Source organism: Halobaculum marinum (assembly GCF_029338555.1).
Taxonomy (GTDB): Archaea; Halobacteriota; Halobacteria; order Halobacteriales; family Haloferacaceae; genus Halobaculum; species Halobaculum marinum.
This window is the reverse complement of the sequence record NZ_CP119989.1, coordinates 1620070-1642726: the sequence shown is the minus strand read 5'-3', so window position 1 is coordinate 1642726 and position 22657 is coordinate 1620070. Positions and strand designations below refer to the sequence as shown.

Below are 22657 nucleotides of genomic sequence, written 5' to 3'. Positions count from 1 at the left end.
GGCGGCAACTGCCCAACCGGGGCGCGGTCGTCGCGGCGGCGGCTACCGTTCGCCGTCGGCGCGTTCGCGGGCGCTGTGGTCGGCGTCGGTGCGCTCGATGAGGTCGGTCGCCCGCCGGAACACGCCCGTCAGCGTCGTCATCTCCTTGCTGGTCGGGTGGGCGCGCCCGACGAGGCGGCGGATCAGCCGCTCGCTACGCGTGCGCTTGTGGTCGCGCGACTCCGCGTGCCCGAGGAACGCCGAGAACTGCTCGTAGAAGCGCTCGATCTCACTCTCGGGTGCGCGCTCGTGTTCCACGTCCGGGAGCTGGTACTCGTCGAGGAACAGCGACCGCAACTCGTACAGCGTCACCGTCGCCGCCTGCCCGAGGTTCATCACCGGGTAGTCGGGGTTGGCGGGGATCGAGATCAACTCGTCGAGTTGCTCCAACTCCTCGTTGTTCAGCCCGGTTCCCTCACGCCCGAACACCAGTGCCGTGTCGGTGTCGACGGTCGCGAGCGACTCGCGCAACTCGGTGGGGGTCTTGAACGGGAAGCGGACGTGGCGACGCGCGTCCTCGCCGGTGATGGCCGTGGTACCGACGGTGTGGTAGTTCTCGACGACTTCCGCCAGCGTCACCTCCTCGGCGTTGGGGAGCACGTCCTCGCGGGCGTGGCCGGCGAAGCCGTACGCCTCGCTGTCGCGCCCGAACTCCGGCGGGTCGACCAGTTTCAGGTCCGTCAGTCCGAAGTTCTTCATCGCCCGGGCGATGGTGCCGATGTTGCCTGGCGTCTCCGGTTCGACGACGACGACGACGAACTCGCGGTCCGCGTGGCCGCCGGATGCGCCGTCGGCCGCGTCGCCCGCGCCGCTCATGTCGGGTACTCCCGGTCGAGGTCGAGGTCGTCGACGGAGAGGTCGTCCTCGCCCTCGTCGTCGGCGTCGTCTGCGTCGGCCGCATCGTCCTCGGCCGCGTCCTCCTCGAAGTCGGGGCGTTCGTCGACGAGCAGGTCCTCGCCCTCGTACAGATCCTCGGGGTCGCGCAGGTCGGGCAGGTCCTCGGGCGCCTCCTCGACGTGCTCCATGCCGCCGTAGCCGTCGGGGGCACGCCCGCCGTCGTCGAACCACTCGTGGAAGGCGTCGCGGAACGTCTCTTCGCCCGCGATGCTGGCACCGCCGCGCTCGCGGAACCAGAACAGGAAGTCCGCCTCGTGCTCGTCACACAGCAGCACCTCGTCGAGCGGTTCGCCGTACACGATGCTCGCCGGGCGGCACCGCTGAATCTCCTCGTCGCCGTGGACGAGGTAGCAGGCGTCGCACGGCTTGTTCATCACGACCTGCAGGCGGACGAGGCGGTGGCGGGGGTCCTTCGGAATCTCCTCCAACGGCTTCCACCCGCCGGCCTCGGTGAAGAGGTCGTCCTCGTCGAAGCGCCAGCCGCGCAGGCCGATGCTCACCTTACCCATTTGGCGGCCCTTACCGCGCGCGCGGCATAAGCGGCGCGTTCCCCGGGAGCGCGGCGCGTCCCCCGAAGCTGACGCGCTCGCTGGAGTGCCTCCGTCGGTGCTCCCGGGTGATCGGCCGACGGCGCCGCGACCACAACACCGAAACAGTCGCCACCCGTGGACGTGTCCATGCGAACTGTCGACGCCGCCGGTCTCCAGATCGGCGACGATCACCCGCCCCGGATCATGGGCGTGTTGAACGTCTCCGAGGAGTCGCCCTACGACCCGAGCGTGTACGACGACCCCGGCGAGGCCGCCCAGTACGTCGACGAGGAACTGATCGGCGAGGGTGCCGACATCGTCGACGTCGGCCTCGAGTCCGCGAACAAGAAGTTCGACGTGCTCACCGCCGAGCAGGAGTTGGAGCGCCTCGACACCGCCGTCGAGACCATCGAGAGCGTCTCCGGCGACGCCGTGTTCTCCATCGAGACGCGCTATCACGAGGTCGCCGACGCGGCGCTCAGCCGGGGGTTCGACATGGTGAACGACATCTGCGGGTTCGCCGACCCCGAGATGCCCCGCGTGTGCGAGGAGTACGACGCGGCGGTCGCGAAGATGGCGTCGCCGCCGGATCTGGAACGCCCGGGCGCCGTCGAGGAGGTGGACGACATCTACGAGGCGCTGTCGCTCAACGGATTCACCGACAAGACCATCGTCGACCCGGCCTTCGGCGGTTGGTCCGAGGCGAAAACGCTGGAACACGACCGCGAGACGTTCCACCGTCTCCGCGAGTTCCGCGGCTACGGGCGCCCCATCCTCGTGTCGATCAACCGCAAGAACTTCCTCCGGAGCGTCGCCGACCGCGACACCGAAGCGGCGCTCCCGGTGTCGCTGGCGGCCACCTCGATGGCCGTCGAGCGCGGCGCCCACATCGTCCGCACCCACGACGTTCGCGAGACGCGCGACGCGGCGCTCATCGGCAAGGAGTTCGCCCGCGAGCGCACCCGCCGGACGAACGAGGTGAGCGTCGAAGAACTGGACGTGACGACGCCCGGCGACGCCCGTCGCCACATCGACCGTCTCGGCGGCGACCCGACCGTCGCCGACGAGGCCGTCACCCGCGTGTTCGAGTTCGACGGCCTCGACCCGGAGGAGGTGGGCGCACTCCGCGCGGCGGCCGCCGAGTCCGGCGCCGTCCTCGTCGTCGGGGACCGGGAGGCGGCGGCGCTCCTCGTCGGCACGCCGCGCGCGCTCGCCACGAGCGCAGACGCCGCGAACGGCGTCACCGAGGCCTTGGACGCCGCCCTGGCGTCGGTCGACCGTCCGACAGAGTGAGAAAACTTATACCCGATCCGTCGCAACCACCGTCTGGAAGCCGGAAGGGCGCCGTGGGTAGGGGTACTCTGGTGCGCTTCCGGCCCGATCCCGTATTACTGAGTCCCCACACAGGGAGTGACGACTATGGACTTCGACGACTGGGAGCCGATCTACGAGGCGATCCTCGCCGACTTCGGCTTCGACCGAACTGCCGACGAGACCGTGCGCGACCGCGCCGCTGCGTACGCGACACCGTTCGACCTCGACCGCCTCGACTGCGCGGGCGACACCGTCGCCGTCGCCGGCGCGGGACCGTCGCTCGAAGCCGACGCAGCGTTGGCCCGCGACGCTGATCGCGTCTTCGCCGCCTCCACGGCGACTGACCGTCTGGACGACCTCGGGGTCGCGGTGGACGCGATGGTGACGGACCTCGACAAGAACCCCGGAACTGGCCTCGCCCGCACCGACCGCGGCGCCGTCGTCGTCGCCCACGCTCACGGCGACAACGGCGACCTCGTCGACGAGTGGCTCCCCCGCTACGACGCCGCCCACACGCTCGTCACCACGCAGGCGGCGCCCGTCGACGCGGTGGCGAACTACGGCGGCTTCACCGACGGCGACCGCGCGGCCTTCCTCGCGGACGCCTGCGGCGCCGCCAACCTCGTGTTCCCCGGGTGGGACTTCGACGACCCCGACGTGGACGGGATGAAGGCGCGGAAACTCGACTGGGCCGAGCGTCTCCTCCACCTGCTCGAACGCCGCCGCGGCGAGCGGTTCGCCGTCCTCGACGGGCGCCGTGACGACATCGACGCGCTGTGACCCTCCCACCCGAGCGACCGCCCCGATTCCGCCCCGATTCCGCCCCGCCGCTAAAAGATATTTTAGCTGATACTTATCTCCGGTGGGGCGCTGGTGCGTGTATGGACGACAGTACCCCGGGCGAGGCGTCGCTCGGCACGACCATCGTCGGTATCGTCGCGAGAACTGACAGCTTCACTAGCGATCCACCTGCCGGGAGCACGCGTGCCGACGGCGACGCGGTGGTGCTCGCGTCGGACCGTCGCGCGAGTCTCGGACGGATGGTGTCGAGCAAGGACGCCCAGAAGGTCCACCCGCTCGGCGAGACTGCGGCGCTGGCGTTCACCGGTTCCGTATCTGGCGCGCAGGCGCTCGTCGCCGACCTCGACACCGAGCGACGGCTGTACGAACTCCGCCGCGGTCAGCGGATGTCGACGACCGCGCTCGCGGGCTACGCGGCCGCCGCGATGCGCCAACAGCCGTACGGCGTCCAGCACCTCCTCGGTGGCGTCGACGGCGACGGCGCCCGCCTGTTCACGTTCGACGCCGGGGGGTCTATCCTCGAACAGCCGTTCGCCGCCGACGGCTCCGGCGGCCCGTTCGCCTACGGGACACTCGAAGCAGGCTACGAACCCGGGATGGCTGTCGCCGACGCGGAACGACTCGCGGCCCGCGCAGTCGCCGCCGCGAGCGAGCGCGACACCGCCTCCGGGAACGGACTCCAGTTGGTGACGCTCACCCCCGACGGCGTCGACGACCGCGTCTACGACGACCCCGCCGCCGTCGCCTCCTGATCGTCGTCGCGCTTCTCGCTTCTCTCGCTCTTCTCGCTTCTCTCGCTCTTCTCGTTCTTCTCGTGCTCGCCCCCCTCCTCCGTCCCGGTCGTCGTTCGTTCGGCGTCGACGACGGTCGGGCCATTGCCGACGAGGAGACGCACCACCTCGCCGTCGAGTGCGACCGACACGCGGACCGCGGGCGGGTCGGTCGACAGCACGGCCTCGCTCCACTCCGGGCCGAGGTTCCAGAGGGGACGCTCGCGGGCGTCGACCCCGTGGTCGGCGAGGAAGGCGACGACGGTCGGGTGGTCCGCGAGGGCGACCGACACCGGCACCCGAATCGAGAAGTCGCACTCCTCGCAGGCACCCGCGACCACCGGGCGCGACTCTCCCTCAGCGACGCCGGGAAGCGCGGTCGGTTCGACGAACGCGATCCGACCGACGGCGCGCCCGGCGCAGTCCGGACAGACGCCGTCTGCCAGTTGGCGCAACCGGGCGCGGTGGTACGCGTCGAAGGCGTCGAGGACCTCGTCGGTGTCGCGACCGCGGACGCCGCTCGGAGGGAACGGGAGCGCGAGCAGTTCGGTTCCGCAGTCGACGCAGGTGACGGCGACGTGGTTGTCTGCGATCTGCGCCTCCAGCGAACTCGCCACACAGACCGGACAGTCGCCGGCGACCCCCTCCGGTTCGCGGTCGACGCGCTCGGTGTAAACGCCCGCCGCGAGCGCGCGGGCGGCCTGTCGACCCGCGAACGTCAGGCGGTACCGCCCCTCGTCGTCGGTGTCGACGTAGCGCCCGTTCAGTTTTCGGAGGTGGTAGGCGAACCCGGCTGACGGCTTCGACGGGTCGTCGACGACGCGCTCGAACAGGTCGGTGAATCCGAGCGGTTGGTCGGCGGCGGCGAGTTCGCGGACGGTTCGCAGGCGGGTCTCGTCGCCGAGCGCGGCGAACGCGTCGTCGGGCGCGACCGAGGTCTCGGTCGACTCGCCCGCTCCCACCCCAGCGTCCTGCCCATCACTCACGGCGCCAGTGCCTCCATCGTCTCGCGAATCTCGTCGCCCTCGGCGGCGCGCGGGAACGACACCGCCACGGCGTCGACTCCCTCGACCGCCTCGAACCGCTCGACCGTCTCTCTGGCCGCCGGCGGCGACCCCGCGGCCGCGAGGTCGTCGAGCAGGTCGTCGTCGAGGGCGGCCATCGCGCCCTCGCGGTCGCCGTCGTGCCACCGCTCCCGGATCGTGTCCGCGGTGTCGCCGTGCCCCTGCGCGGCGAGGGCGTTCCGGTAGTAGTCCCCCATCGCGGCGACGTAGAACACGACGTGCTGGCGGGCCAACTCCCACGCCCGGTCGGCGTCGGCGAGCGCACAGCAGGTGAGCGACAGCGTCACCCGCTGGTCGGCGGGGTCGCGCTCGCCCAACTCGGCGCCGCGACGGAAGGCGTCGAGGCGGTCGCGCAGGCCGTCTGGCGTGAGCATGAGCGCGTGCCAGCCGTCGGCGAACCGTCCACACAGTTCCACCGCCTTGGGGCCCATCCCCGCGGCGTCGACTGGGACGGGCGTCTCGGGCGGCCCCTGTCGGAGTCGGAATCCGTCGAGGTCGAACAGGCTCCCGTCGTAGCTGACTGGCTCGCCCGACAGCACCTGCTTGGTCACCTCGACCGTCTCGCGAGTGCGCTTGAGCGGGTTGCCGAAGTCGACGCCGTGCCAGTTCTCGATCACGGCGGGCCCGGACGGCCCGAGGCCGAGTCGGAACCGGCCGTCGCTGGCCTCCTGCAGAGTGGCGGCAGTCTGGCCGAGGAGGGCGGGCGAGCGCGAGTAGACGTTGAGTATCGACGTGCCGAGTCCGATCGACTCGGTTCGCTCGGCGGCGAGCGCGAGCGTCGTCACGGCGTCGCGCCCCCACGTCTCGGGGAGCCACGCGCGGTCGTAGCCGAGCGACTCGGCTCGGTCCGTCAGCGAGACGAGGCCGTCGAGCGACGGTTGGGCGGCGACGGGCAGGGAGACGTCGCGGTGTGTCATACCTCCCCGAAGCCGACCGGAGCGTAAGAAGCTACCCCGGCAGGCGGTGCGTCTCCCCCGCCAATCGTCCGCACCCGCAGGTGCCAGTAGCGTTACTACCGCGCCGCCCTTGATGGGTTCCATGCGACTGTTCTGGCACCGACGGGACCTGCGAGTCGCCGACAACCGCGGACTCGCGGCGGCGGCGGCCGACGGCGACACGGTCGTGCCGGTGTTCGTCTTCGACGACGACGTGCTGGCGCACGGGGCGGACCCCCGCGTCCGGTTCATGCTCGACGCGCTCGCCGCCCTCCGCGAGGCCTACCGCGAGCGCGGGTCGGACCTGGTCGTCGCCCGCGGCGACCCGGCCGCGGAACTCCCGCGACTCGCCGACGAGCACGACGCCGACGCCGTGTTCTGGAACGAGGACTACTCCGGCCTCGCCCGTGAACGCGACGCCCGCGTCCGCATGGCGCTCGACGACGCCGGCGTCGCCCGCGAGACGCGCCACGACGCCGTCCACCACGAACCCGGGACGATCACGACCAACCAGGGCGACCCGTACGCCGTCTACACCTACTTCTGGAAGAAGTGGCGCGACCGCGACAAACACGACCCGTTCGACGCGCCCGCCGCGGATGCCCTCGTGGACGTGACCGGCGACGACCTCCCGACGATAGCGGAACTGGGCTTCGCCGACCCCGAGGCGGACGTGCAGGAGGCGGGGACGGCGGCCGCCCGCGAACGACTCGCCACCTTCTGCGAGGACGCCATCTACCGGTACGACGAGGACCGCGACTTCCCCGCGAAGCACGCCACCTCGCGACTCTCGACCGACCTCAAGTGGGGGACCATCGGCGTCCGCGAGGTGTACGAGGCGACGGCGACTGCGAAGGCCGAGGCGGACGCCGACGGCGACGACGACGCGGTCGAGGCGGTCGAGGAGTTCCAGTCGCAGTTGGCGTGGCGGGAGTTCTACACGCAGGTGCTGTGGGCGAACCCCGAGGTGGTGAGCCGGAACTACAAGGAGTACGAACGTCCCATCGAGTGGCGCGACGACGACGAGGCGATGGCGGACCTGCAGGCGTGGAAGGACGGCGAGACGGGGTACCCCATCGTCGACGCCGGGATGCGCCAGCTGAAGGAGGAGGCGTACATGCACAACCGCGTCCGGATGATCGTCGCCTCGTTCCTCACGAAGGACCTCCTGCTCGACTGGCGCCACGGCTACGAGCACTTCAAAGAGCACCTCGCGGACCACGACACCGCCAACGACAACGGTGGGTGGCAGTGGGCCGCCTCGACGGGGACGGACGCGCAGCCGTACTTCCGCATCTTCAACCCGATGACGCAGGGAGAACGCTACGACCCCGACGCGGAGTACGTCACGGAGTACGTGCCCGAACTCGCGAGCGTCTCGCCCGACAACGTCCACTCGTGGCACGAACTGTCGGTCGGGCGCCGGCGACAACTCGCGCCGCAGTATCCCGACCCCATCGTCGACCACTCGGAGATGCGGGAACGGGCGCTCTCGATGTTCAAGCGCGCCCGCGGTGAGGAGGAGGAAGAAGCGAGCGCCGACTGATCGCCTGGAGACGACCACCGGCGCCTCGCGTTCACACGCCGACTGATCGCCTGGAGACGACCACCGGCGCCTCGCGTTCACACGCCGACGCCGCTCGTCCCGAGGACCGCTCCGCAGGCGGCACACTCCCACACGGTCACGCCGCCGGCGTAGCGAGCGTCGGTGTCGCTCTCGACCAGTTCGCGAAGTTCGGTCTCGCAGTGAGGACAGTGGCCCATACCGTCGCCAGCGACGGGTGCGTGATGGGTCTTGTCCCCGAATCCGCCACCCTCGCCCTCGGTACGGCTATCCCCCCGGCCTCCGAACGACCGGCATGAACATCGCCGTAGTGCTGTACGAGGGGTTCGACGAGTTGGACGCGATCGGTCCGTTCGAGGTGTTCCGCACCGCCGAGGCAAAGGGCGCAGACTTCCACACGCGGCTCGTCGCACTCGACGGTGCGGGAACCGTGACGGCGAGCCACGGTCTCCGCGTCGAAGCCGAGGGGCCGGTCCCCGAGCCGGGTAACTTGGACCTGCTCGTCATCCCCGGCGGCGGCTGGAACGACCGCAGCAGCGTCGGCGCGTGGGCCGAGTACGAGCGCGGTGCCGTCCCCGACGCCGTCGCCGCCCACCACGACGCCGGCGCCACGGTCGCCTCCGTGTGTACGGGTGGGATGCTGCTCGCCAAGGCGGGCGTGTTCGACGGGCGCCCCGCCGTCACGCACGCCTCCGCGCTCGACGACCTCCGCGAGACGGCCGCGGAGGTGCGCGAGGAGCGCGTCGTCGACGACGGCGACGTGCTCTCCGCCGGCGGCGTCACCTCCGGCATCGACCTGGCGCTCCACCTCGTGGAACGCGAGGCCGGCGCCGAGGTCGCGGAGTCGGTGGCGACGACGATGGAGTACACCCGCCAACACGCGGCGTACGAACCGGGTGCGATCGTCGGCGCCGAGTGACGACGGCTGCGAAGCGGCGGGGCTACTCCCGCACCAGTGGCACCAGCGCGACCGCCGCCAGTGCCGCACACCCCGCGAGGCCGTACCAGCCGAGCGCGTAGCCCGCGGTGTCGGCGAGGTAGCCGAACGCCGGTGGCGCGAGCAGACCCCCCAGGTTGATCGCCGTCTGGCCGCCCGCGGTGGCGGCGCCCACCTCGTCGTCGTCGACGAGCGCGGTGAGACAGCCGTAGTACATCCCGGGGAAGCCGAGCACGAAGAAGCCGAGCAGCGTGAACGCGGCGGCGGCGACGAGCGGCGTGCCGACGAGCGTGACGACGACGAAGCCCACGGCGGTGACGACCGATTGGACGAGGAGGACGCGGGCGTTGGCGGTCGCCGCGGGAATCGGGAGGCGGTCGGCGATGGCGCCGCCGCCGAGGCGCCCGAGGCTCCCCGTCACTTGGATCGCGGCGAGCGTGCCGCCGGCGACCGCCGCGGACGCCAGTACCGAGTCGGTCATGTGGAGGACGACGTAGCCGGTCGTGGTGAACACCGCCGCGCCGAGGAAGAACCCCGCGACCAGCAGGCCGCGGTAGCCGGCGCCCGACAACAGACCGCGCACGTCCGGGAAGGCGAGGTTCCCAGACCCCGGGCGACCGTCGTACCCACCGGCGAACGCGACCGCGACGAGCGCGGCCACGCCGGCAGCGACGAGGAAGCCCGCGGCCCAGTCGCCGCCGGTGCCCGCGGCCGTGACGATGCCCGCGGACAGTCCAGATCCGACGGTGACGCCGACCTGTTTCACGTTCATCGCGAGGTTGCGGGCGCCCTCGGGAGCGACGACCAACACCGAGCGGTTGGTCGCCGGCATCGCGGTCGCGTAGGCGACGCCGACGAGGAACAGCGACCCGAGCACCAGCGGGTACGACGGGGCGAACGCGACGGCGACACAGCCGACACCCATCGCCACGAGGCCGCCGATCATCGGGCGGCGCTCGCCGTAGGCGTCGACGATGGCGCCCGCGGCGAACAGTGCGAGCGTGTAGCCGCCGATCACCGCCGTCACGGCGAGTCCGGTCTGGAACCGCGTCAACACGAACTCCGCCCGGAGGAACGCCGTCGCCGCGAACACCGCGTAGAAACAGACGCTCGCCGACACCTGCCATCCAGCGACCAGTCCGACGCCGCGCCACTCGCGCACGTACTCCCGTACTCGACGGGGGGTCGTTCCTCCGTCGGTTCCGGCGAACAGGGCCGCGAGTTCTCGACTGGTGTCGGCCCGGGCACACGAACACGAACCTGACGTGAACGTACCTGGAATCGTCGGTGTCGTCGATCTCACCAGATCGCCAGACTGCGCCCGACCGCGGACCGAAACGGTCCTGACAAGTGCTACCAGTCACCTTCTCAATCTTTAACAGCTATCGAGCCGATGTATCGTCCGGAGGACTTCAATCATGAGCTACGAACTCGATCCGCTGCCGTACGACTACGACGCCCTCGAACCGCACATCAGCGAACAGGTGCTGACGTGGCATCACGACACCCACCACCAGGGCTACGTCAACGGCTGGAACTCCGCCGAGGAGACCCTCGCCGAGAACCGCGAGAGCGGCGACTTCGGCTCGTCTGCGGGCGCCATCCGCAACGTCACGCACAACTCGTCGGGTCACATCCTGCACGACCTGTTCTGGCAGAACATGAGCCCCGAGGGCGGCGACGAGCCGTCTGGCGCGCTCGCGGACCGCATCGCCGAGGACTTCGGTTCCTACGAGGCGTGGAAGGGCGAGTTCGAGGCCGCCGCCGGCAACGCGTCCGGCTGGGCACTCCTCGTCTACGACACCTTCAGCAACCAGCTCCGCAACGTGGTCGTCGACAAGCACGACCAGGGTGCGATCTGGGGCGGTCACCCGATCCTCGCGCTCGACGTGTGGGAGCACTCGTACTACTACGACTACGGCCCGGCCCGCGGCGACTTCGTCTCCGCGTTCTTCGAGGTCGTCGACTGGAACGAGCCCAGCGCCCGCTACGAGCAGGCCGTCGAGCTCTTCGAGTAAGTCGGACGACGACGAACGGACCCGGAGGGGTCCGAGCGACTCTCGCGTTTCTTTCGACGCTCCCCGCCGAGCGACGGCGCCGGCGTGAGGGGCCGTCCACGGAGCCTCGCGTGGCGCTACACTCGGACTTACGGCGGCGGCGACCGAGCGACTGGACATGGACCTCGCAGACGGTGTGTACGCGCTTGACCTCACCATCGAGCGACCGGACGGGGACGTAGTCATCCGCCCGACGGCGGTCGAGACGCCGAAGGGACTCCTCCTCGTCGACACCGGCATCCCGGGGCAGGAGGGGCAAATCGCGGACGCGCTCGCCGCCCACGGCCTCGACATCGCAGACGTTCACGGGGTCGTCTTGACCCACCACGACGGCGACCACGCCGGGTCGCTCTCGGCGGTCGTCGACGCGGGCGACGACCCCGTCGTGTACGCGCACGAGGCGGCGGCGCCGTTCGTCGACGGGCGCGAGTTCCCCATCAAGAGCGACCCCGACGACGGGCGCTACCCCGCGGTCCCGGTGGACGTGGAGCTCCAAGACGGCGTGACGTTCCGGACCGACGCCGGCCCGATGCGCGCGGTGTTCACGCCCGGCCACGCGCCGGGGCACCTCGCGTTCCACCTTCCCGATGTCGGCCTGTTACTCGCGGGTGACGCGCTGCGCGTCGAGGACGGCGAGCTCGTCGGCTTCGCCGAACACTTCACGCCCGACGAGGCCGAGGCGACGCGTTCGGTGGCTCGGCTCGCGGAGTTGAACGTAGAGACCGTCCACTGCTTCCACGGCGGCAGTGTCGCGGCGACCGCCGACGACATCGCCGCCGTGTACGACTCGCTCGCGGCGCAGTACCTCGACTGACCCGCAGCGGTGCGCGTCGCCGTCGACTGCCGACGGCGTACGATTCATGCCGGAGCCGTCCGACGGTGCACTCGATGGAACACGTCGACATCGACGCGGTCGAGGAGAGTGGCTTCGGGAACGGAGTGTCGGTGCGGAGACTGACGGGAGCGCTCGGGGCCGAAGACCTCGCGATCAACCACTACCAGTTGGAGCCGGGCGAGGGGTTCTCCGGGGGGATGCACACCCACCTCGACCAAGAGGAGCTGTTCGTGATCCTCTCGGGGACGGCGACGTTCGAGACGCCCGACGACACGGTCGTGGTCGACGAGGGCGAGGCGATCCGGTTCGCGCCCGGCGAGTACCAGACCGGGAGCAACGACGGCGACGAACCGGTGGAGGCGCTCGCGCTCGGCGCACCCGCCGACTCGACCGAGGTCCGCGTCCCCGTCGAGTGCCGCGAGTGCGGCCACGAGGCGCTCGCCGCGATCCCCGCCGAGGAAGGGATGGCGTTCGAGTGCCCCGAGTGCGGCACCGAGGCGGACCTCCCGACGTAAGCGCCTCCACGGGCGGACCCAACGACGACCGCGAGCCGCCGGGCTTTAGCGCCGCGACACTGTTACGTTGGGTATGCCGATCGAGAAGGACGAGTTCTCCGCGCTGTACCCCTGCGACTTCTACACGCCCGAGGAGCTGTTCGAGCCGGACCAGATGTACACCGTCTACGAGATCGCGCGCCTGCTCCAGGGACTGGAGCCGGACGCCGAGATCGACGAGGGGACCGAAGAGATCCTCCTCGACTGGGCGATCCCGTGGGTGATGACCAACGCCGAGGACCTCGTCGTCGCCGAACCGCGCACGGACGACGAGCCGGGGTACTACGGGGTGGAGCGCGACGGCGACCTGTCGAGCAACGCCGACGACGCCGACGAGTAACCGCCTACCCCATCCGCGCCGCCTGCGCCGCCAACTCGACGTGGTCGAACGGCGCGTCGAGCACGCTGGGCCCGTGCCCGACGTGCATCTCGGCCAGGGAGCCGCCGACGCGCTCGCGGACGCGGTCGATGCTCCGGATCAGCGCCGCGCGGTCGCCTTCCTCCAGATCCGTCCGCCCGAAGCCGCCGTTCTGGAAGATCAAGTCGCCGGCGAACAGGACGCTCGCGTCCTCGTCGTACAGACAGAGGTGGTCGTCCTTGTGCCCGGGCGTGTGGAGTGCTTCGTAGCTCCCGAGCCCCATCTCGACGGTCGCCTCGTCGGCGATGGCGTTGTCGACGTTCGGCTGACTCGTGTCGAACCCCCACGTCTCCACGCCGAACGCGTCGCAGACGGCCTCGACGTTGCCGACGTGGTCGTGGTGCGTGTGGGTGAGGACGACGGCGTCGAGGTCGTCGACGCGCTCCCGGACGAGCGGCAGAATGTCGAAGTTCGACCCAGTGTCGACGAGGACGCGACGGCCGTGGTCGCCGTCGTCGCTCGCGGCGGGGCTGTCGGCGCTCGCGGGGCCGGAGACGAGGAACGCGTTGCTCGTGAACGCCTGCACGCCCGCGGCGAGGTTGTGGATCATGGTCAGACGTTGGCGACGACGGGTCTTGGGGGTTCCCGTCGCGGCGTGGGGGTTGGTGGGTCCGGCGCGGCGAAACCGATAGCAATCGCCCGCCCCAACAGCCGCGTATGGCGGAGTACGACCCGGACGCGATCGACCCCCGCGAGGAGATGGAAGCCCGCGGCTGGGACATCGTGTACAAGCCGCACGAGCGAATGGCCCGGTACAACGCCTTCTACAACGTCGAGTACGACGGCGAGCAGATCGCACCGCCCGCCGCTCGACGCGAGGGCGTCCCTCCGAACGAGGTGTGGATCACCGAGTACCTCCGGCCGTACGAGCGGTACATCCTCCACCACGAACTGAACGAGATCCGCTTTCGCGCCGCCGGGTGCGGCGTCGAGGAGGCCCACGAGCGAGCGCTGCGCGCCGACGAGGTGTTCGCGGGAGACCCGGCGTGGGAGGAGTTGTGGACCGAGATCAACGTCGTGCCGCCAACCCGCGTGACTGCGCTTCGGGGGTTCGACGAGGAGCTGTTCGCGCGTATCCAGCGCAACCGACCGTACTGCGACATGGCGGAGCTCGCCGCCGTCCCCGGGGTCGACGAGGAGCGCCACGAGCGGCTGTGTGAGGCGTTCTGGTGCTTCGACTGCGACTTGTGACCCCGGTCCGCGACGGCGACCCTGCGGTCGCGGACGACCAGTTCCCAATACGGTTTTCACCCCCGGGCCGAACGACGCGACCATGCAGCAGTACCTCTCCACCGTGGAGGACGTGATCCGGGACGGCACGTACAAGCCGAACCGGACCGGCGTCGACACGCTGTCGGCGTTCTCCGCGCACTACGAGGCCGACCTCGCGGACGGCTTCCCGCTCCTCACCACGAAGGACCTCTCGGGGTTCCGCTGGAACTCGCTCATCTACGAGTTGCTGTGGTACCTCTCGGGCGAGGAGCACATCCGCGACCTGCGCGAGCAGACCGGCATCTGGGACGCGTGGGCCGACGATGAGGGCCGCCTCGACACCGCCTACGGCCGCTTCTGGCGGCGCTACCCCGTCCCCGAGGAGGGCCTGGAGGGAGAGACCTGGCCCGACAACAGCCACCGTTGGCTGAACGACGACGAACGCACGTTCGATCAGATCGCGTACGTCCTCGACACCCTGCGCGAGAATCCGAACTCCCGGCGTATCGTCGTGAACGCGTGGCACCCCGCCAACGCCACCGTCTCGACGCTCCCGCCGTGCCACTACACGTTCGTGTTCAACGTGCAGGGCGACCGCCTCAACCTCCACCTCACGCAGCGCTCGGGCGACCTCGCACTCGGCATCCCGTTCAACATCGCGGCCTACTCCATCCTCCTCACGGCGGTCGCCCAGCGCACCGGCTTCGAGCCGGGGACGTTCGCCCACAGCGTCGTCGACGCGCACGTGTACTGCGGCACCGGCGAGCGCGGCGACTGGTACGGCGACGCCGACACCCGCTCGATGCTCGCCGACGGGCTCGCGGACGCCGAGTCGCGCGAGGACTACGAGCGACTCGCTGACTGGGTCGAGGAGAGCGCGCCCGCGGAGGCCGACGGCGACGAGCGCAAGGACCACGTCCCCGGGTTGCTCCGCCAACTCGGGCGCGACCCGCGCGAGCGACCCGAACTCCGCGTCGCGGACAAACCCTTGGACGAGTTGACGTTCGAGGACATCGAACTGCTCGACTACGACCCCGCCCCGGGGATCGAGTTCGCGGTCGCGGAGTGATGGGCGAGGACAGCGACGCCGCCGCGGCGCCGGGGGCGAGCGACGAGATTCGTGTCGCGCTCGTCGCCGCGGTCGCTGCGAACGGCGTCATCGGCGCCGACGGCGGGATGCCGTGGCACTTCCCCGCCGACCTGCGGCACTTCAAGGAGACGACGACGGGCCACCCGGTGATCATGGGCCGGAAGACGTACGAGTCCATCGCGGCCGATATCGGCGGCCCGCTCCCTGGCCGCGCGAACATCGTCCTCTCGCGGTCGGAGCCGGATCTGCCCGAGGACGTCGTCGTCGCCGACTCCGTCGAGGCGGCGCTCCGCGCGGCGAGAGACGCGGCTGCCGAGCGCGGCGTCGACACGGTGTACGTCGCCGGCGGTGGCGCCGTCTACGAGCAGTTCCTCCCACTGGCCGACCGACTGGTGCTGACAGAGATCCACGAGTCGTACGACGGGGACACCAGTTTTCCGGAGTTCGACGCCGCCGCCTGGCGCGAACGCGCCCGCGAGTCCCACGCGGAGTTCGACTTCGTCACCTACGAGCGGACCCGCTGACCTCGGCGGGGCGACCGCCGGTCAGCGCGGGTCGCCGCCGTCGGTCTGTGCCGTCTGTGCTCCCGAATCGTTCCCATCGGCTGTCGCGCTCGCGTCGACCGAGTCGACCGAGTCGACCGAACCGGTCGAGCCGGTCGCGGCTTCCTCCGCGTCGACTGCGGTGGTGAACTCGTCGGTGAGGCGGTCCAACTCCGCCGCCCGCGTCGACAGCCGGTCGAGTTCGCTCGACACCTGATCCAGCGACGCCGCCTGGTCGTCGGCGGCGGTCGACACCGACTGCGCCTCGGCGGCGGTCTCCTCGCTCACCGTCGCCACCTCGTCGGCCATCGCGACGACTTCCTCGGCGGTGGCCGCCTGCTCGTCCGCCGCCGTGGAGATGGTCTGCACGCCCTCGTTGGACCGCTCGACCGCCTCGACGACGTCGCCGAGCGCGTCGAGACCGGCCTCGATTGTCGTGGCGCCCTCCTCGACGCGCTCGCTCGTCTCCTCGATGTCCGACACCGCCCCCGCCGTCGACGCCTGCACCTCCTCCACCAGCGCGGCGATGCGGGTCGTCGCCTCGCGCGTCTCGGTTGCGAGGCTCTTCACCTCCTCGGCGACCACGGCGAAGCCCTCGCCCTCGGCACCCGCGCGGGCCGCCTCGATACTCGCGTTCAGCGCGAGCGTGTTGGTCTGCTCTGCGATCCCGTCGATCAGGTCGACGATCTCGCCGATCTCGCCCACGTCGTCGTCGAGGTCACGGACGGCGTCGGCCGTCTGGGCGGTCGTCGACTCGATGGCGTCCATCTCCTCGACTGCGGCGCTGGCGAGATCGGCGCCGTGCTCCCCGCGCTCGGCGGCCGCGGCGGACCGCTGGGCCACGTCGTCGGCGGTGCTCGCGACCTCCTCGACCGCCGCCGAGAGGTTCCCCATCTCGCCGGTGAGTCGGTCGATGTGCGACGACTGCTCGCCGGCGCCGACGGAGATCTCCGCGACGGAGTCGGCCACCTCGCTGGCGGCGCGCTCCGCCCGAGAGACGCCGACGTCCGCCTCCTCGCTTGCGCGAGCGACAGATCCGGCGACCGACTCGACCTGCCCGATCGTCGCTGCCAACTCCGCCAGCATCTCGTTGAACCGGCGGGCGACCCGCGCCATCGCCTCGTTGTCCACGTCGTCGTCCAACCGGACGGAGAGGTCGCCGTCGGCGGCGCGGTCCATCCCGTCGCCGTACGACTCGGCGGCCGAGCGCAGCGCCTCGTTGGTCGCGGCCATCTCCGCGAGCAGCGACTCCAGGTCCGTCGCCATCGACGCGAGCGACTCGCCGAGGCGCCCCGGCACGTCACGCTCCATCGCGGGCGCGTCGAACTCCCGGGATGCGACGGCGTCGGCCTGGTCGGCGGCGTCGCGGACGTAGTCGGAGACGGCGGCGAAGTTCTGTTGCATCCGCCCGACCTCGTCGATCCGGTCGGTGTCTCCCGCGTCGGCCTCGCCGTCGAGGCGCCCGGCGGCGAGCGCGTCAGCCTGCTGCGCGAGCGAGCGGAGTGTCCGCCCGGTCGACCGGCCGATGGTCCCGCCGATGACGACGAACCCGGCGAGCGCGAGCCCGACGAGGATCAGGAACTGCGTCTGGACGGTCTGGGCGAGCGCGTAGGCGTTCGCCTGCGGCGCCGACTCGACGACGACCCAGTCGGTGCCCTCAACCGGCGCGTAGCCGAGGACGGTCGCGTTCGTCTCGTGGGTGCCGTTCTCCGTCTCCCAACTGGCCACCATGGTCTGGTTGCCGTCGTACTGCGTGAACACCTGGTCGGCGACCGACGAGAAGACGACGGTGCCGCTGTCGACCTCCACCACCTGCGTCTCGCCGCCCTCGACGGAGGAGTGGAACCCCTCGGCGACCGACGCGGCGTCGACGGTCACGATCACGGCCCGCTCAGTGCCCGGCACGAGGCTGGCGAAGCCGATCAACTGCTCGCCGTCGCGCTCGTACGGCACACCCATCACCACGTCGTCGTCCGTGTTGAACACGAGAGCGGTGTGGCTGTAGGTGGTGCCGACGCGACTCGGACTGGTGCTCTCGATCACCTCACCAGTGTTCGCGTTGGCGTAGTGGATGGCTCGCGTCGTGTCCGGGAGCGTCAGTATCTGTCCCCCGAGGTACGATTCGATGTCGTCGCTCCCGACGTACGGGGCCGTCGCGTCAGCGAGGAGGCGGGTCGTCTGACGCTGGGACGCCAACCACCCGGAGATATCGCTCGCCTCCAGTTGGGCGTTCGTCTGCAACTCGGCGTGCTTCTGTGCGCGCAGTTCGGCCGCGACCTCTCCTTGTAAGACCACGCCCGCACCGGCGACGACGACTAACGTCGCCAGTGTCAACACCGCAAACTTCCGCAGGTAGGTCGCTCGAAGCGCGTCGGGAACGAGTCTCGCGGTCCAACCACTGGGCCCGTCGTCGACTCCGCCCGACCCGTCGTCTCGGGCGTCGGCGTCGGCAGTCATGTGTAGCTGGTTTTGAGTGCCACAGATAACCCTACGTGCTCGATGCTCAGATCTGATACCAGGACGTGTCAACGTCCCCACGAGCGCGCCTGAGTCGCCCGGATCGGACTGGCCGTCGCTCGACGGTCGCACGCGTCGCAACAGTCGTGGCCACCAGCGGCCCGCCGGCTCCCGAACGGCTTTCGGATTGGGTCGTGATGTCGCGGTATGGGCCGCCACGGCCGACTCGTCCTCGCCTCCTGTCTCCTCGTCGTCCTCGCGGGCTGTCTCGCGGGACCCGTCGGCGACACCTCCCCGACCGCCCCACCCGGATCCGGGGGTGCCCCCCAGACGGCGTCGGTCCCCGAGGACGGCGTCCGCGTGACCGTCGTCGAGGTGGTCGACGGCGACACCGTCCGCATCGAGTACGCGAACGGGACGACCGACACCGCCCGCCTCCTCGGCGTCGACACCCCCGAGGTGTACGGCGAGAACACGCCTGGGGAGTTCGAGGGCGTCCCCGACACCGAGACGGGGCGTGCGTGTCTCGACGAGTACGGCGCGCGCGCCAGCACCTACGTCGAGAACCGCCTGCTCGGCGAAGAAGTCGTAATCGCGTTCGACGCGAACGAACCGCGTCGGGGGTACTTCGACCGCCTACTCGTGTACGTCCACCACGACGGCGGGTCGGTCAACTACGCGCTCGTCGACCGTGGCTTGGCTCGCGTGTACGACTCGTCGTTCGAGCGCGGGGACTCGTTCTACGCGGCGGAAGAACGCGCGATGGCCGCCGACCGCGGCCTGTGGTCGTGCCGCGACGGCACCGCCGCTCCCCCGGGGGACGGCGAGACGACTCAGGAAGCAAGCGCCACGGCCACCCCCGACGGGTCGGGCGTAGTAATCGCCGACATCACGGCGGACGCCGCCGGAGACGACGGCGAGAACCTGAACGGCGAGACGGTCACGCTCCACAACCGCGGGGACGCCGCGGTCGACCTATCGGGGTGGACGCTGACCGACGCCGCCGGGTTCGCCTACGAGTTCCCCGAGGGAACGGTGCTCGCCGCCGACGCGACGCTCACGCTCCACGTCGGCGGCGGCGACGACACCGACACGGACCTGTACTGGGGGCGGAGTCGACCCACACTCAACAACGACGGCGAGACGGTGACGCTGCGCGATTCGGACGGGACGGTCGTCGCTCGGCGGTCGACGTGACCCGGAACTTATCTCGTGGCGCGTTCTGCGTCACCACGTGCCACATATCCGATTCGACCTGTCGGTTCCGGTCGACGCCGCCGACCGCGACGCGTTCGCGCCGTGGGTCGCCGAGACGTACGGGGAGGTGATGGACACCGGGACCGACCACGTCGGCGTCGTCGTCGCCCAGACCGACCCGCGGATCGGTCGCGCCGGCGACGGGGAACCGGTCGCGTTCGTGAACGCGGACGTTCGGGCCGGACGCACCGTCGACCAGCGGCACGAGTTGGCCCGGCGGTTCACCGCGGCCCTGGGCGAGCGGTTCGGCATCCCCGAGCAGACGGTGTACGTCGTGTTCACCGAACACCCTGGCGCGGACTTCGTCCTCGGCGGCGAGCCGCTCGACTCGTGGGACGCCGACGAGTCGGAGCCGACAGCCGGTAGCGATTAGCGCCCGGCGCGAGTAGAGACGGTATGTCGAGCAAAGCGACGTTCGAGGTGTACCGCGACCACGCCGACGAGTGGCGCTGGCGACTCGTCCACCGAAACGGGAACATCATCGCCGACTCGGGCGAGGGGTACGCGAGCAAACAGAAGGCCGAGGAGGGCATCGAGAGCGTGAAGACGAACGCGCGCGAGGCCCCCGTCGTCGACGTCGAGGAGTAGCGGGGCCGGCGCGGCGCCGGCGGGGGCGTCCCCTCGGCCGGTTCTCCGCGCTCGCTAAAGCTCCGTTTAGGGAGGCTTTTTCCGACGTGGCCCCATACCGTGGAGCGATGACCGCACTCGCGACGACGATTCACGTCGGTGGTGACCGATGAGGGGGAACGACCAGCAGGCGTACGACCGCGGGACCTCGCTGTTCTCGCCGGACGGCCGCATCTACCAGGTCGAGTACGCGCGCGAGGCCGTCTCGCGCGGCGCGCCCTCCGTCGGCGTCCGCACGACAGACGGCGTCGTGCTCGCGGCGCAGGCGCAGGCGTCCTCCAGCCTCATGGAGTCGGAGTCCATCGAGAAGCTCCACAAACTCGACGACCACGTTGGCACTGCCAGCGCCGGCCACGTCGCCGACGCCCGCCAGCTCATCGACTACGCCCGCCGGATGGCGCAGGGCAACCGCCTGCGCTACCGCGAGCCGGTCGGCGTCGAGACGCTGACGAAGTACATCACTGACCACATCCAGGAGAACACCCAGCGCGGTGGCACCCGGCCGTACGGCGCCGCGCTCCTCATCGGCGGGTTCGAGAACGGACAGCCGCGCCTGTTCGGCGCCGACCCCTCGGGGACGCCCCACGAGTGGAAGGCGACCGCAATCGGCGGCTCCCGTCAGCAGATTCAGGAACTGCTCGAAGACGAGTGGAGCGAGGAGCTGACCCTCGACGACGGCATCGGCCTCGCGCTACGCGCGCTGTTCGACGCGAACGAGGAGCTCACCCACGACGACGTGTCGCTCGCGACGGTGTCGGAGTCCGGCTACACGGCGTTCACCGCCGACGAGATTGCCGAGTTGGTCGAGGAACTCGACCTCGTGTCCGACGAGCCGACCGACGACGCAGACGACACCGACGAGGAGTAACCCCGCCCCGGTCGCCCGGCGACCGACGGTCCCCGTTCTCGCGCCGTCTACCGTACGCCGCCAGCGGCGCCGCCGTCGCACCGGGTGTCGACCGACCGGTTTAGGTTCGCGCCGCCCCCGGTCACCGACATGACCGACGACGCGCTCGCGACGACGCTCGACCGCGTCCGCGTGTACCCCGTGAAGGCGCTCGACGGCGTCGACGTGGACGCCGCCACGCTCGCCCCCGGCGGCGGACTCGCGCCCGACCGCCAGCTCGCGCTGCTCGACGCCGACGGCGACTACGTGAACGGGAAGAACGAGCGGCAGATTCACCGCGTCCGCGCCGACTTCGACCTCGACGACCGGACCGTCGCGCTCACGGCTCCCCACGACGACGAGGCGCCCGCTCCCAACACGTTCCACCTCGACGAGGAGGGCGAGGCGCTCGCGGACTGGGTCGGCGAGTTCCTCGGCTACGAGGTCCGCATCGTCAGCGACCGCGCGGGCGGCTACCCCGACGACACCGAACTCGCCGGACCGACCGTGCTCGCGACCGGGACGCTCCGGGAGGTGGCGTCGTGGTACGAGGACCTCACTGTCGACTCGGTGCGCCGACGACTCCGCCCGAACGTCGAACTCGCCAGCGACGAGGCGTTCTTCGAGGACCGCCTCGTCGCCGACCCGGGCGAGCGCGTCCGGTTCCGCGTCGGCGACGCCGACTTGCTCGGCGTCAACCCCTGCCAGCGGTGTGCTGTGCCGGCTCGCGACCCCGACACGGGCGCCGAGTACCCCGAGTTCCGCACTCGGTTCGTCGAGAAGCGGCAAGAGACGATGCCCGCGTGGAGCGGCGGCGGGCGCTTCGACCACTACTTCCGGCTGATGACGAACACCGTCGTCCCCGAGGCGAGCGTCGGCGCATCTCTTCGTGTCGGCGACGCAGTTCAGATCCTCGGCGTCGAAGCCGAGTAACGAGGGCTAGGCAGCGACCTACGCCGCGTACTCGTCGTACTCCTCTGGCGTGTACGTCTTTATCTCGAGCGCGTGGACCTCCTGGGTCATCGCGTCGCCGACGGCGTCGTACACGAGTTGGTGCTGCTGGACGAGCGACTTCCCCTCGAACGCCGGCGAGACGACGACGGCGGCGAAGTGGGCGTCCTCGTGGTCTGGGTCGGGCGCCCGCGGCGTCGTGACGGTCGCCTCGCAGTCTTCGATACCCGCCTCGATGGCGGCCTCGACGTCGGCGGCGGTCATGCTCATACCCCGACGTGGGCGCGCGTCGGGCAAAAAGCGGTCGATGCCCCACCCCACGGTAGACTCACGGCACGCGATGCTCGACTCCCGACCCACGGCGCGCGGCCACCCCACCCGACGCGCTTACGACCGGGCGCACGGACCGTGCCCTGTGCGCGAGGACACCACCGACCAGTCGGCGACCGTCCGCGAGCGACTGGTGACGGAGCACGCACCGCTGCTCGACGCCGTCGACGCCTGCGCCGACGCGGTCGCCGCTCGGTGGGAGGACGGCGCTTCGGAGGGGACGACCGACCGCGACGCGGTGGTGTCGCCGCTCCGGGACGCGCTGTCGACCGCCGGCGTCCACGAGCGACTCCCGGGGCTACTTACGACGGCCGCGGCCGCGCTCGGGGCCAGCCTCCCCGCCCGGCCCGTCGCCGCACCGCCGTACCTCGTCGTCACCGCGACCGGGCCCGTGGTGCGCGCGACGCTGCCCGAGGTCGGTCGGTTGGTCGTCTCGCTGAACGTGTTCGTCGTCGACCGCGAGGGGGACACGCCGCGATACCGCCGCGCCGACGCCGCTGCTGAGGAGTCGCTGACCGTCGAACTGCGGTAACACGAGCCGGCCACGACCGCCGGCGCTGGCGCCGCGACTCCGGCGGAGGTAAACCGTC

The 22657-nt window shown here is 70.7% G+C and carries 27 protein-coding genes; 18 read left to right on the top strand and 9 right to left on the bottom strand.

Annotation, left to right across the window (positions count from 1 at the left end):
• Window positions 1–42: 42 nt before the first annotated feature.
• Entirely contained in the window at window positions 43–855 is an 813-nt protein-coding gene (locus P0R32_RS08475; protein ID WP_276236520.1) for an RNA methyltransferase, read from the bottom strand.
• Window positions 852–1445 (bottom strand): DUF8114 family protein, encoded by a 594-nt coding sequence (locus P0R32_RS08470; protein ID WP_276236519.1) that lies wholly within the window; start codon window positions 1443–1445, stop codon window positions 852–854. The genes P0R32_RS08475 and P0R32_RS08470 overlap by 4 nt, the downstream gene beginning before the upstream one ends.
• Window positions 1446–1613: 168 nt before the next feature.
• On the opposite strand from P0R32_RS08470, the gene folP reads away from it, so the two are divergent.
• From folP to P0R32_RS08455, 3 genes are all read left to right on the top strand, one after another.
• Window positions 1614–2759, top strand: coding sequence for a dihydropteroate synthase (gene folP / locus P0R32_RS08465; protein WP_276236518.1), 1146 nt, complete (start codon window positions 1614–1616; stop codon window positions 2757–2759).
• 126 nt (window positions 2760–2885) lie between these two features.
• The gene (locus tag P0R32_RS08460) at window positions 2886–3560 is read left to right on the top strand and encodes a 6-hydroxymethylpterin diphosphokinase MptE-like protein (RefSeq protein WP_276236517.1); all 675 of its coding nucleotides are present in this window, start codon (window positions 2886–2888) and stop codon (window positions 3558–3560) included.
• Between the two features lie 101 nt (window positions 3561–3661).
• Entirely contained in the window at window positions 3662–4333 is a 672-nt protein-coding gene (locus P0R32_RS08455; protein WP_276236516.1) for an Ntn hydrolase family protein, read from the top strand.
• Here the strand turns inward: P0R32_RS08455 and P0R32_RS08450 are convergent.
• Window positions 4303–5337, bottom strand: coding sequence for a winged helix-turn-helix domain-containing protein (locus P0R32_RS08450; RefSeq protein WP_276236515.1), 1035 nt, complete (start codon window positions 5335–5337; stop codon window positions 4303–4305). The genes P0R32_RS08455 and P0R32_RS08450 overlap by 31 nt on opposite strands.
• Window positions 5334–6332, bottom strand: a complete 999-nt coding sequence (locus tag P0R32_RS08445) for a TIGR04024 family LLM class F420-dependent oxidoreductase (protein ID WP_276236514.1) — start codon at window positions 6330–6332, stop codon at window positions 5334–5336. The genes P0R32_RS08450 and P0R32_RS08445 overlap by 4 nt, the downstream gene beginning before the upstream one ends.
• Window positions 6333–6453: 121 nt before the next feature.
• On the opposite strand from P0R32_RS08445, the gene P0R32_RS08440 reads away from it, so the two are divergent.
• Window positions 6454–7896: a cryptochrome/photolyase family protein gene (locus P0R32_RS08440; protein ID WP_276236513.1), complete on the top strand. Its 1443-nt coding sequence runs from the start codon at window positions 6454–6456 to the stop codon at window positions 7894–7896.
• Between the two features lie 77 nt (window positions 7897–7973).
• Here P0R32_RS08440 and P0R32_RS08435 read toward each other — a convergent pair whose 3' ends face one another.
• Entirely contained in the window at window positions 7974–8114 is a 141-nt protein-coding gene (locus tag P0R32_RS08435) for a zf-TFIIB domain-containing protein (protein ID WP_276236511.1), read from the bottom strand.
• 95 nt (window positions 8115–8209) lie between these two features.
• Between P0R32_RS08435 and P0R32_RS08430 the strand changes: the two genes are divergently transcribed.
• The gene (locus P0R32_RS08430) at window positions 8210–8833 is read left to right on the top strand and encodes a DJ-1/PfpI family protein (RefSeq protein ID WP_276236510.1); all 624 of its coding nucleotides are present in this window, start codon (window positions 8210–8212) and stop codon (window positions 8831–8833) included.
• 22 nt (window positions 8834–8855) lie between these two features.
• On the opposite strand, the gene P0R32_RS08425 is transcribed toward P0R32_RS08430, so the two are convergent.
• Window positions 8856–10013 carry an MFS transporter gene (locus P0R32_RS08425; RefSeq protein ID WP_276236509.1) on the bottom strand — a complete coding sequence of 386 codons (1158 nt, stop codon included), beginning with the start codon at window positions 10011–10013 and terminating at the stop codon, window positions 8856–8858.
• A gap of 256 nt (window positions 10014–10269) precedes the next feature.
• On the opposite strand from P0R32_RS08425, the gene sod reads away from it, so the two are divergent.
• From sod to P0R32_RS08405, 4 genes are all read left to right on the top strand, one after another.
• Window positions 10270–10869 (top strand): superoxide dismutase [Mn], encoded by a 600-nt coding sequence (gene sod / locus P0R32_RS08420; RefSeq protein WP_276236430.1) that lies wholly within the window; start codon window positions 10270–10272, stop codon window positions 10867–10869.
• A 157-nt stretch (window positions 10870–11026) separates the two neighbouring features.
• Window positions 11027–11722 (top strand): MBL fold metallo-hydrolase, encoded by a 696-nt coding sequence (locus tag P0R32_RS08415; protein WP_276236508.1) that lies wholly within the window; start codon window positions 11027–11029, stop codon window positions 11720–11722.
• Window positions 11723–11796: 74 nt separating this feature from the next.
• On the top strand, window positions 11797–12258 hold the full coding sequence (locus tag P0R32_RS08410; RefSeq protein WP_276236507.1) for a cupin domain-containing protein: 462 nt from the start codon (window positions 11797–11799) through the stop codon (window positions 12256–12258).
• Window positions 12259–12331: 73 nt separating this feature from the next.
• Complete coding sequence (locus tag P0R32_RS08405) at window positions 12332–12637, top strand: DUF5827 family protein (protein WP_276236506.1); 306 nt, start codon at window positions 12332–12334, stop codon at window positions 12635–12637.
• Between the two features lie 4 nt (window positions 12638–12641).
• Here P0R32_RS08405 and P0R32_RS08400 read toward each other — a convergent pair whose 3' ends face one another.
• Entirely contained in the window at window positions 12642–13265 is a 624-nt protein-coding gene (locus P0R32_RS08400; protein ID WP_276236504.1) for an MBL fold metallo-hydrolase, read from the bottom strand.
• A 107-nt stretch (window positions 13266–13372) separates the two neighbouring features.
• Between P0R32_RS08400 and P0R32_RS08395 the strand changes: the two genes are divergently transcribed.
• The 3 genes from P0R32_RS08395 (at window position 13373) to P0R32_RS08385 (ending at window position 15541) form a co-directional block, all read left to right on the top strand.
• The gene (locus tag P0R32_RS08395) at window positions 13373–13906 is read left to right on the top strand and encodes a hypothetical protein (protein ID WP_276236503.1); all 534 of its coding nucleotides are present in this window, start codon (window positions 13373–13375) and stop codon (window positions 13904–13906) included.
• A gap of 82 nt (window positions 13907–13988) precedes the next feature.
• Entirely contained in the window at window positions 13989–14996 is a 1008-nt protein-coding gene (thyA, locus tag P0R32_RS08390) for a thymidylate synthase (protein WP_276236502.1), read from the top strand.
• On the top strand, window positions 14996–15541 hold the full coding sequence (locus P0R32_RS08385) for a dihydrofolate reductase (protein ID WP_276236501.1): 546 nt from the start codon (window positions 14996–14998) through the stop codon (window positions 15539–15541). The genes thyA and P0R32_RS08385 overlap by 1 nt, the downstream gene beginning before the upstream one ends.
• 21 nt (window positions 15542–15562) lie before the next feature.
• Here P0R32_RS08385 and P0R32_RS08380 read toward each other — a convergent pair whose 3' ends face one another.
• Entirely contained in the window at window positions 15563–18016 is a 2454-nt protein-coding gene (locus P0R32_RS08380) for a methyl-accepting chemotaxis protein (protein ID WP_276236500.1), read from the bottom strand.
• 207 nt (window positions 18017–18223) lie between these two features.
• On the opposite strand from P0R32_RS08380, the gene P0R32_RS08375 reads away from it, so the two are divergent.
• The 5 genes from P0R32_RS08375 to P0R32_RS08355 all read left to right on the top strand — a co-directional run bounded on the left by P0R32_RS08375 (window position 18224) and on the right by P0R32_RS08355 (window position 21719).
• The gene (locus P0R32_RS08375; protein ID WP_276236499.1) at window positions 18224–19213 is read left to right on the top strand and encodes a lamin tail domain-containing protein; all 990 of its coding nucleotides are present in this window, start codon (window positions 18224–18226) and stop codon (window positions 19211–19213) included.
• A gap of 37 nt (window positions 19214–19250) precedes the next feature.
• Entirely contained in the window at window positions 19251–19646 is a 396-nt protein-coding gene (locus P0R32_RS08370) for a tautomerase family protein (RefSeq protein ID WP_276236498.1), read from the top strand.
• Between the two features lie 23 nt (window positions 19647–19669).
• Window positions 19670–19861: an HVO_2922 family protein gene (locus P0R32_RS08365; protein WP_276236497.1), complete on the top strand. Its 192-nt coding sequence runs from the start codon at window positions 19670–19672 to the stop codon at window positions 19859–19861.
• A 148-nt stretch (window positions 19862–20009) separates the two neighbouring features.
• Window positions 20010–20768, top strand: a complete 759-nt coding sequence (psmA, locus tag P0R32_RS08360) for an archaeal proteasome endopeptidase complex subunit alpha (protein WP_276236496.1) — start codon at window positions 20010–20012, stop codon at window positions 20766–20768.
• Between the two features lie 129 nt (window positions 20769–20897).
• Window positions 20898–21719 (top strand): MOSC domain-containing protein, encoded by an 822-nt coding sequence (locus P0R32_RS08355; RefSeq protein ID WP_276236495.1) that lies wholly within the window; start codon window positions 20898–20900, stop codon window positions 21717–21719.
• Window positions 21720–21737: 18 nt separating this feature from the next.
• Here the strand turns inward: P0R32_RS08355 and P0R32_RS08350 are convergent, their stop codons facing one another.
• Complete coding sequence (locus P0R32_RS08350; RefSeq protein WP_276239378.1) at window positions 21738–22001, bottom strand: BolA family protein; 264 nt, start codon at window positions 21999–22001, stop codon at window positions 21738–21740.
• Between the two features lie 151 nt (window positions 22002–22152).
• On the opposite strand from P0R32_RS08350, the gene P0R32_RS08345 reads away from it, so the two are divergent.
• Window positions 22153–22599, top strand: coding sequence for a DUF7988 family protein (locus P0R32_RS08345; RefSeq protein WP_276236494.1), 447 nt, complete (start codon window positions 22153–22155; stop codon window positions 22597–22599).
• Window positions 22600–22657: the final 58 nt, after the last annotated feature.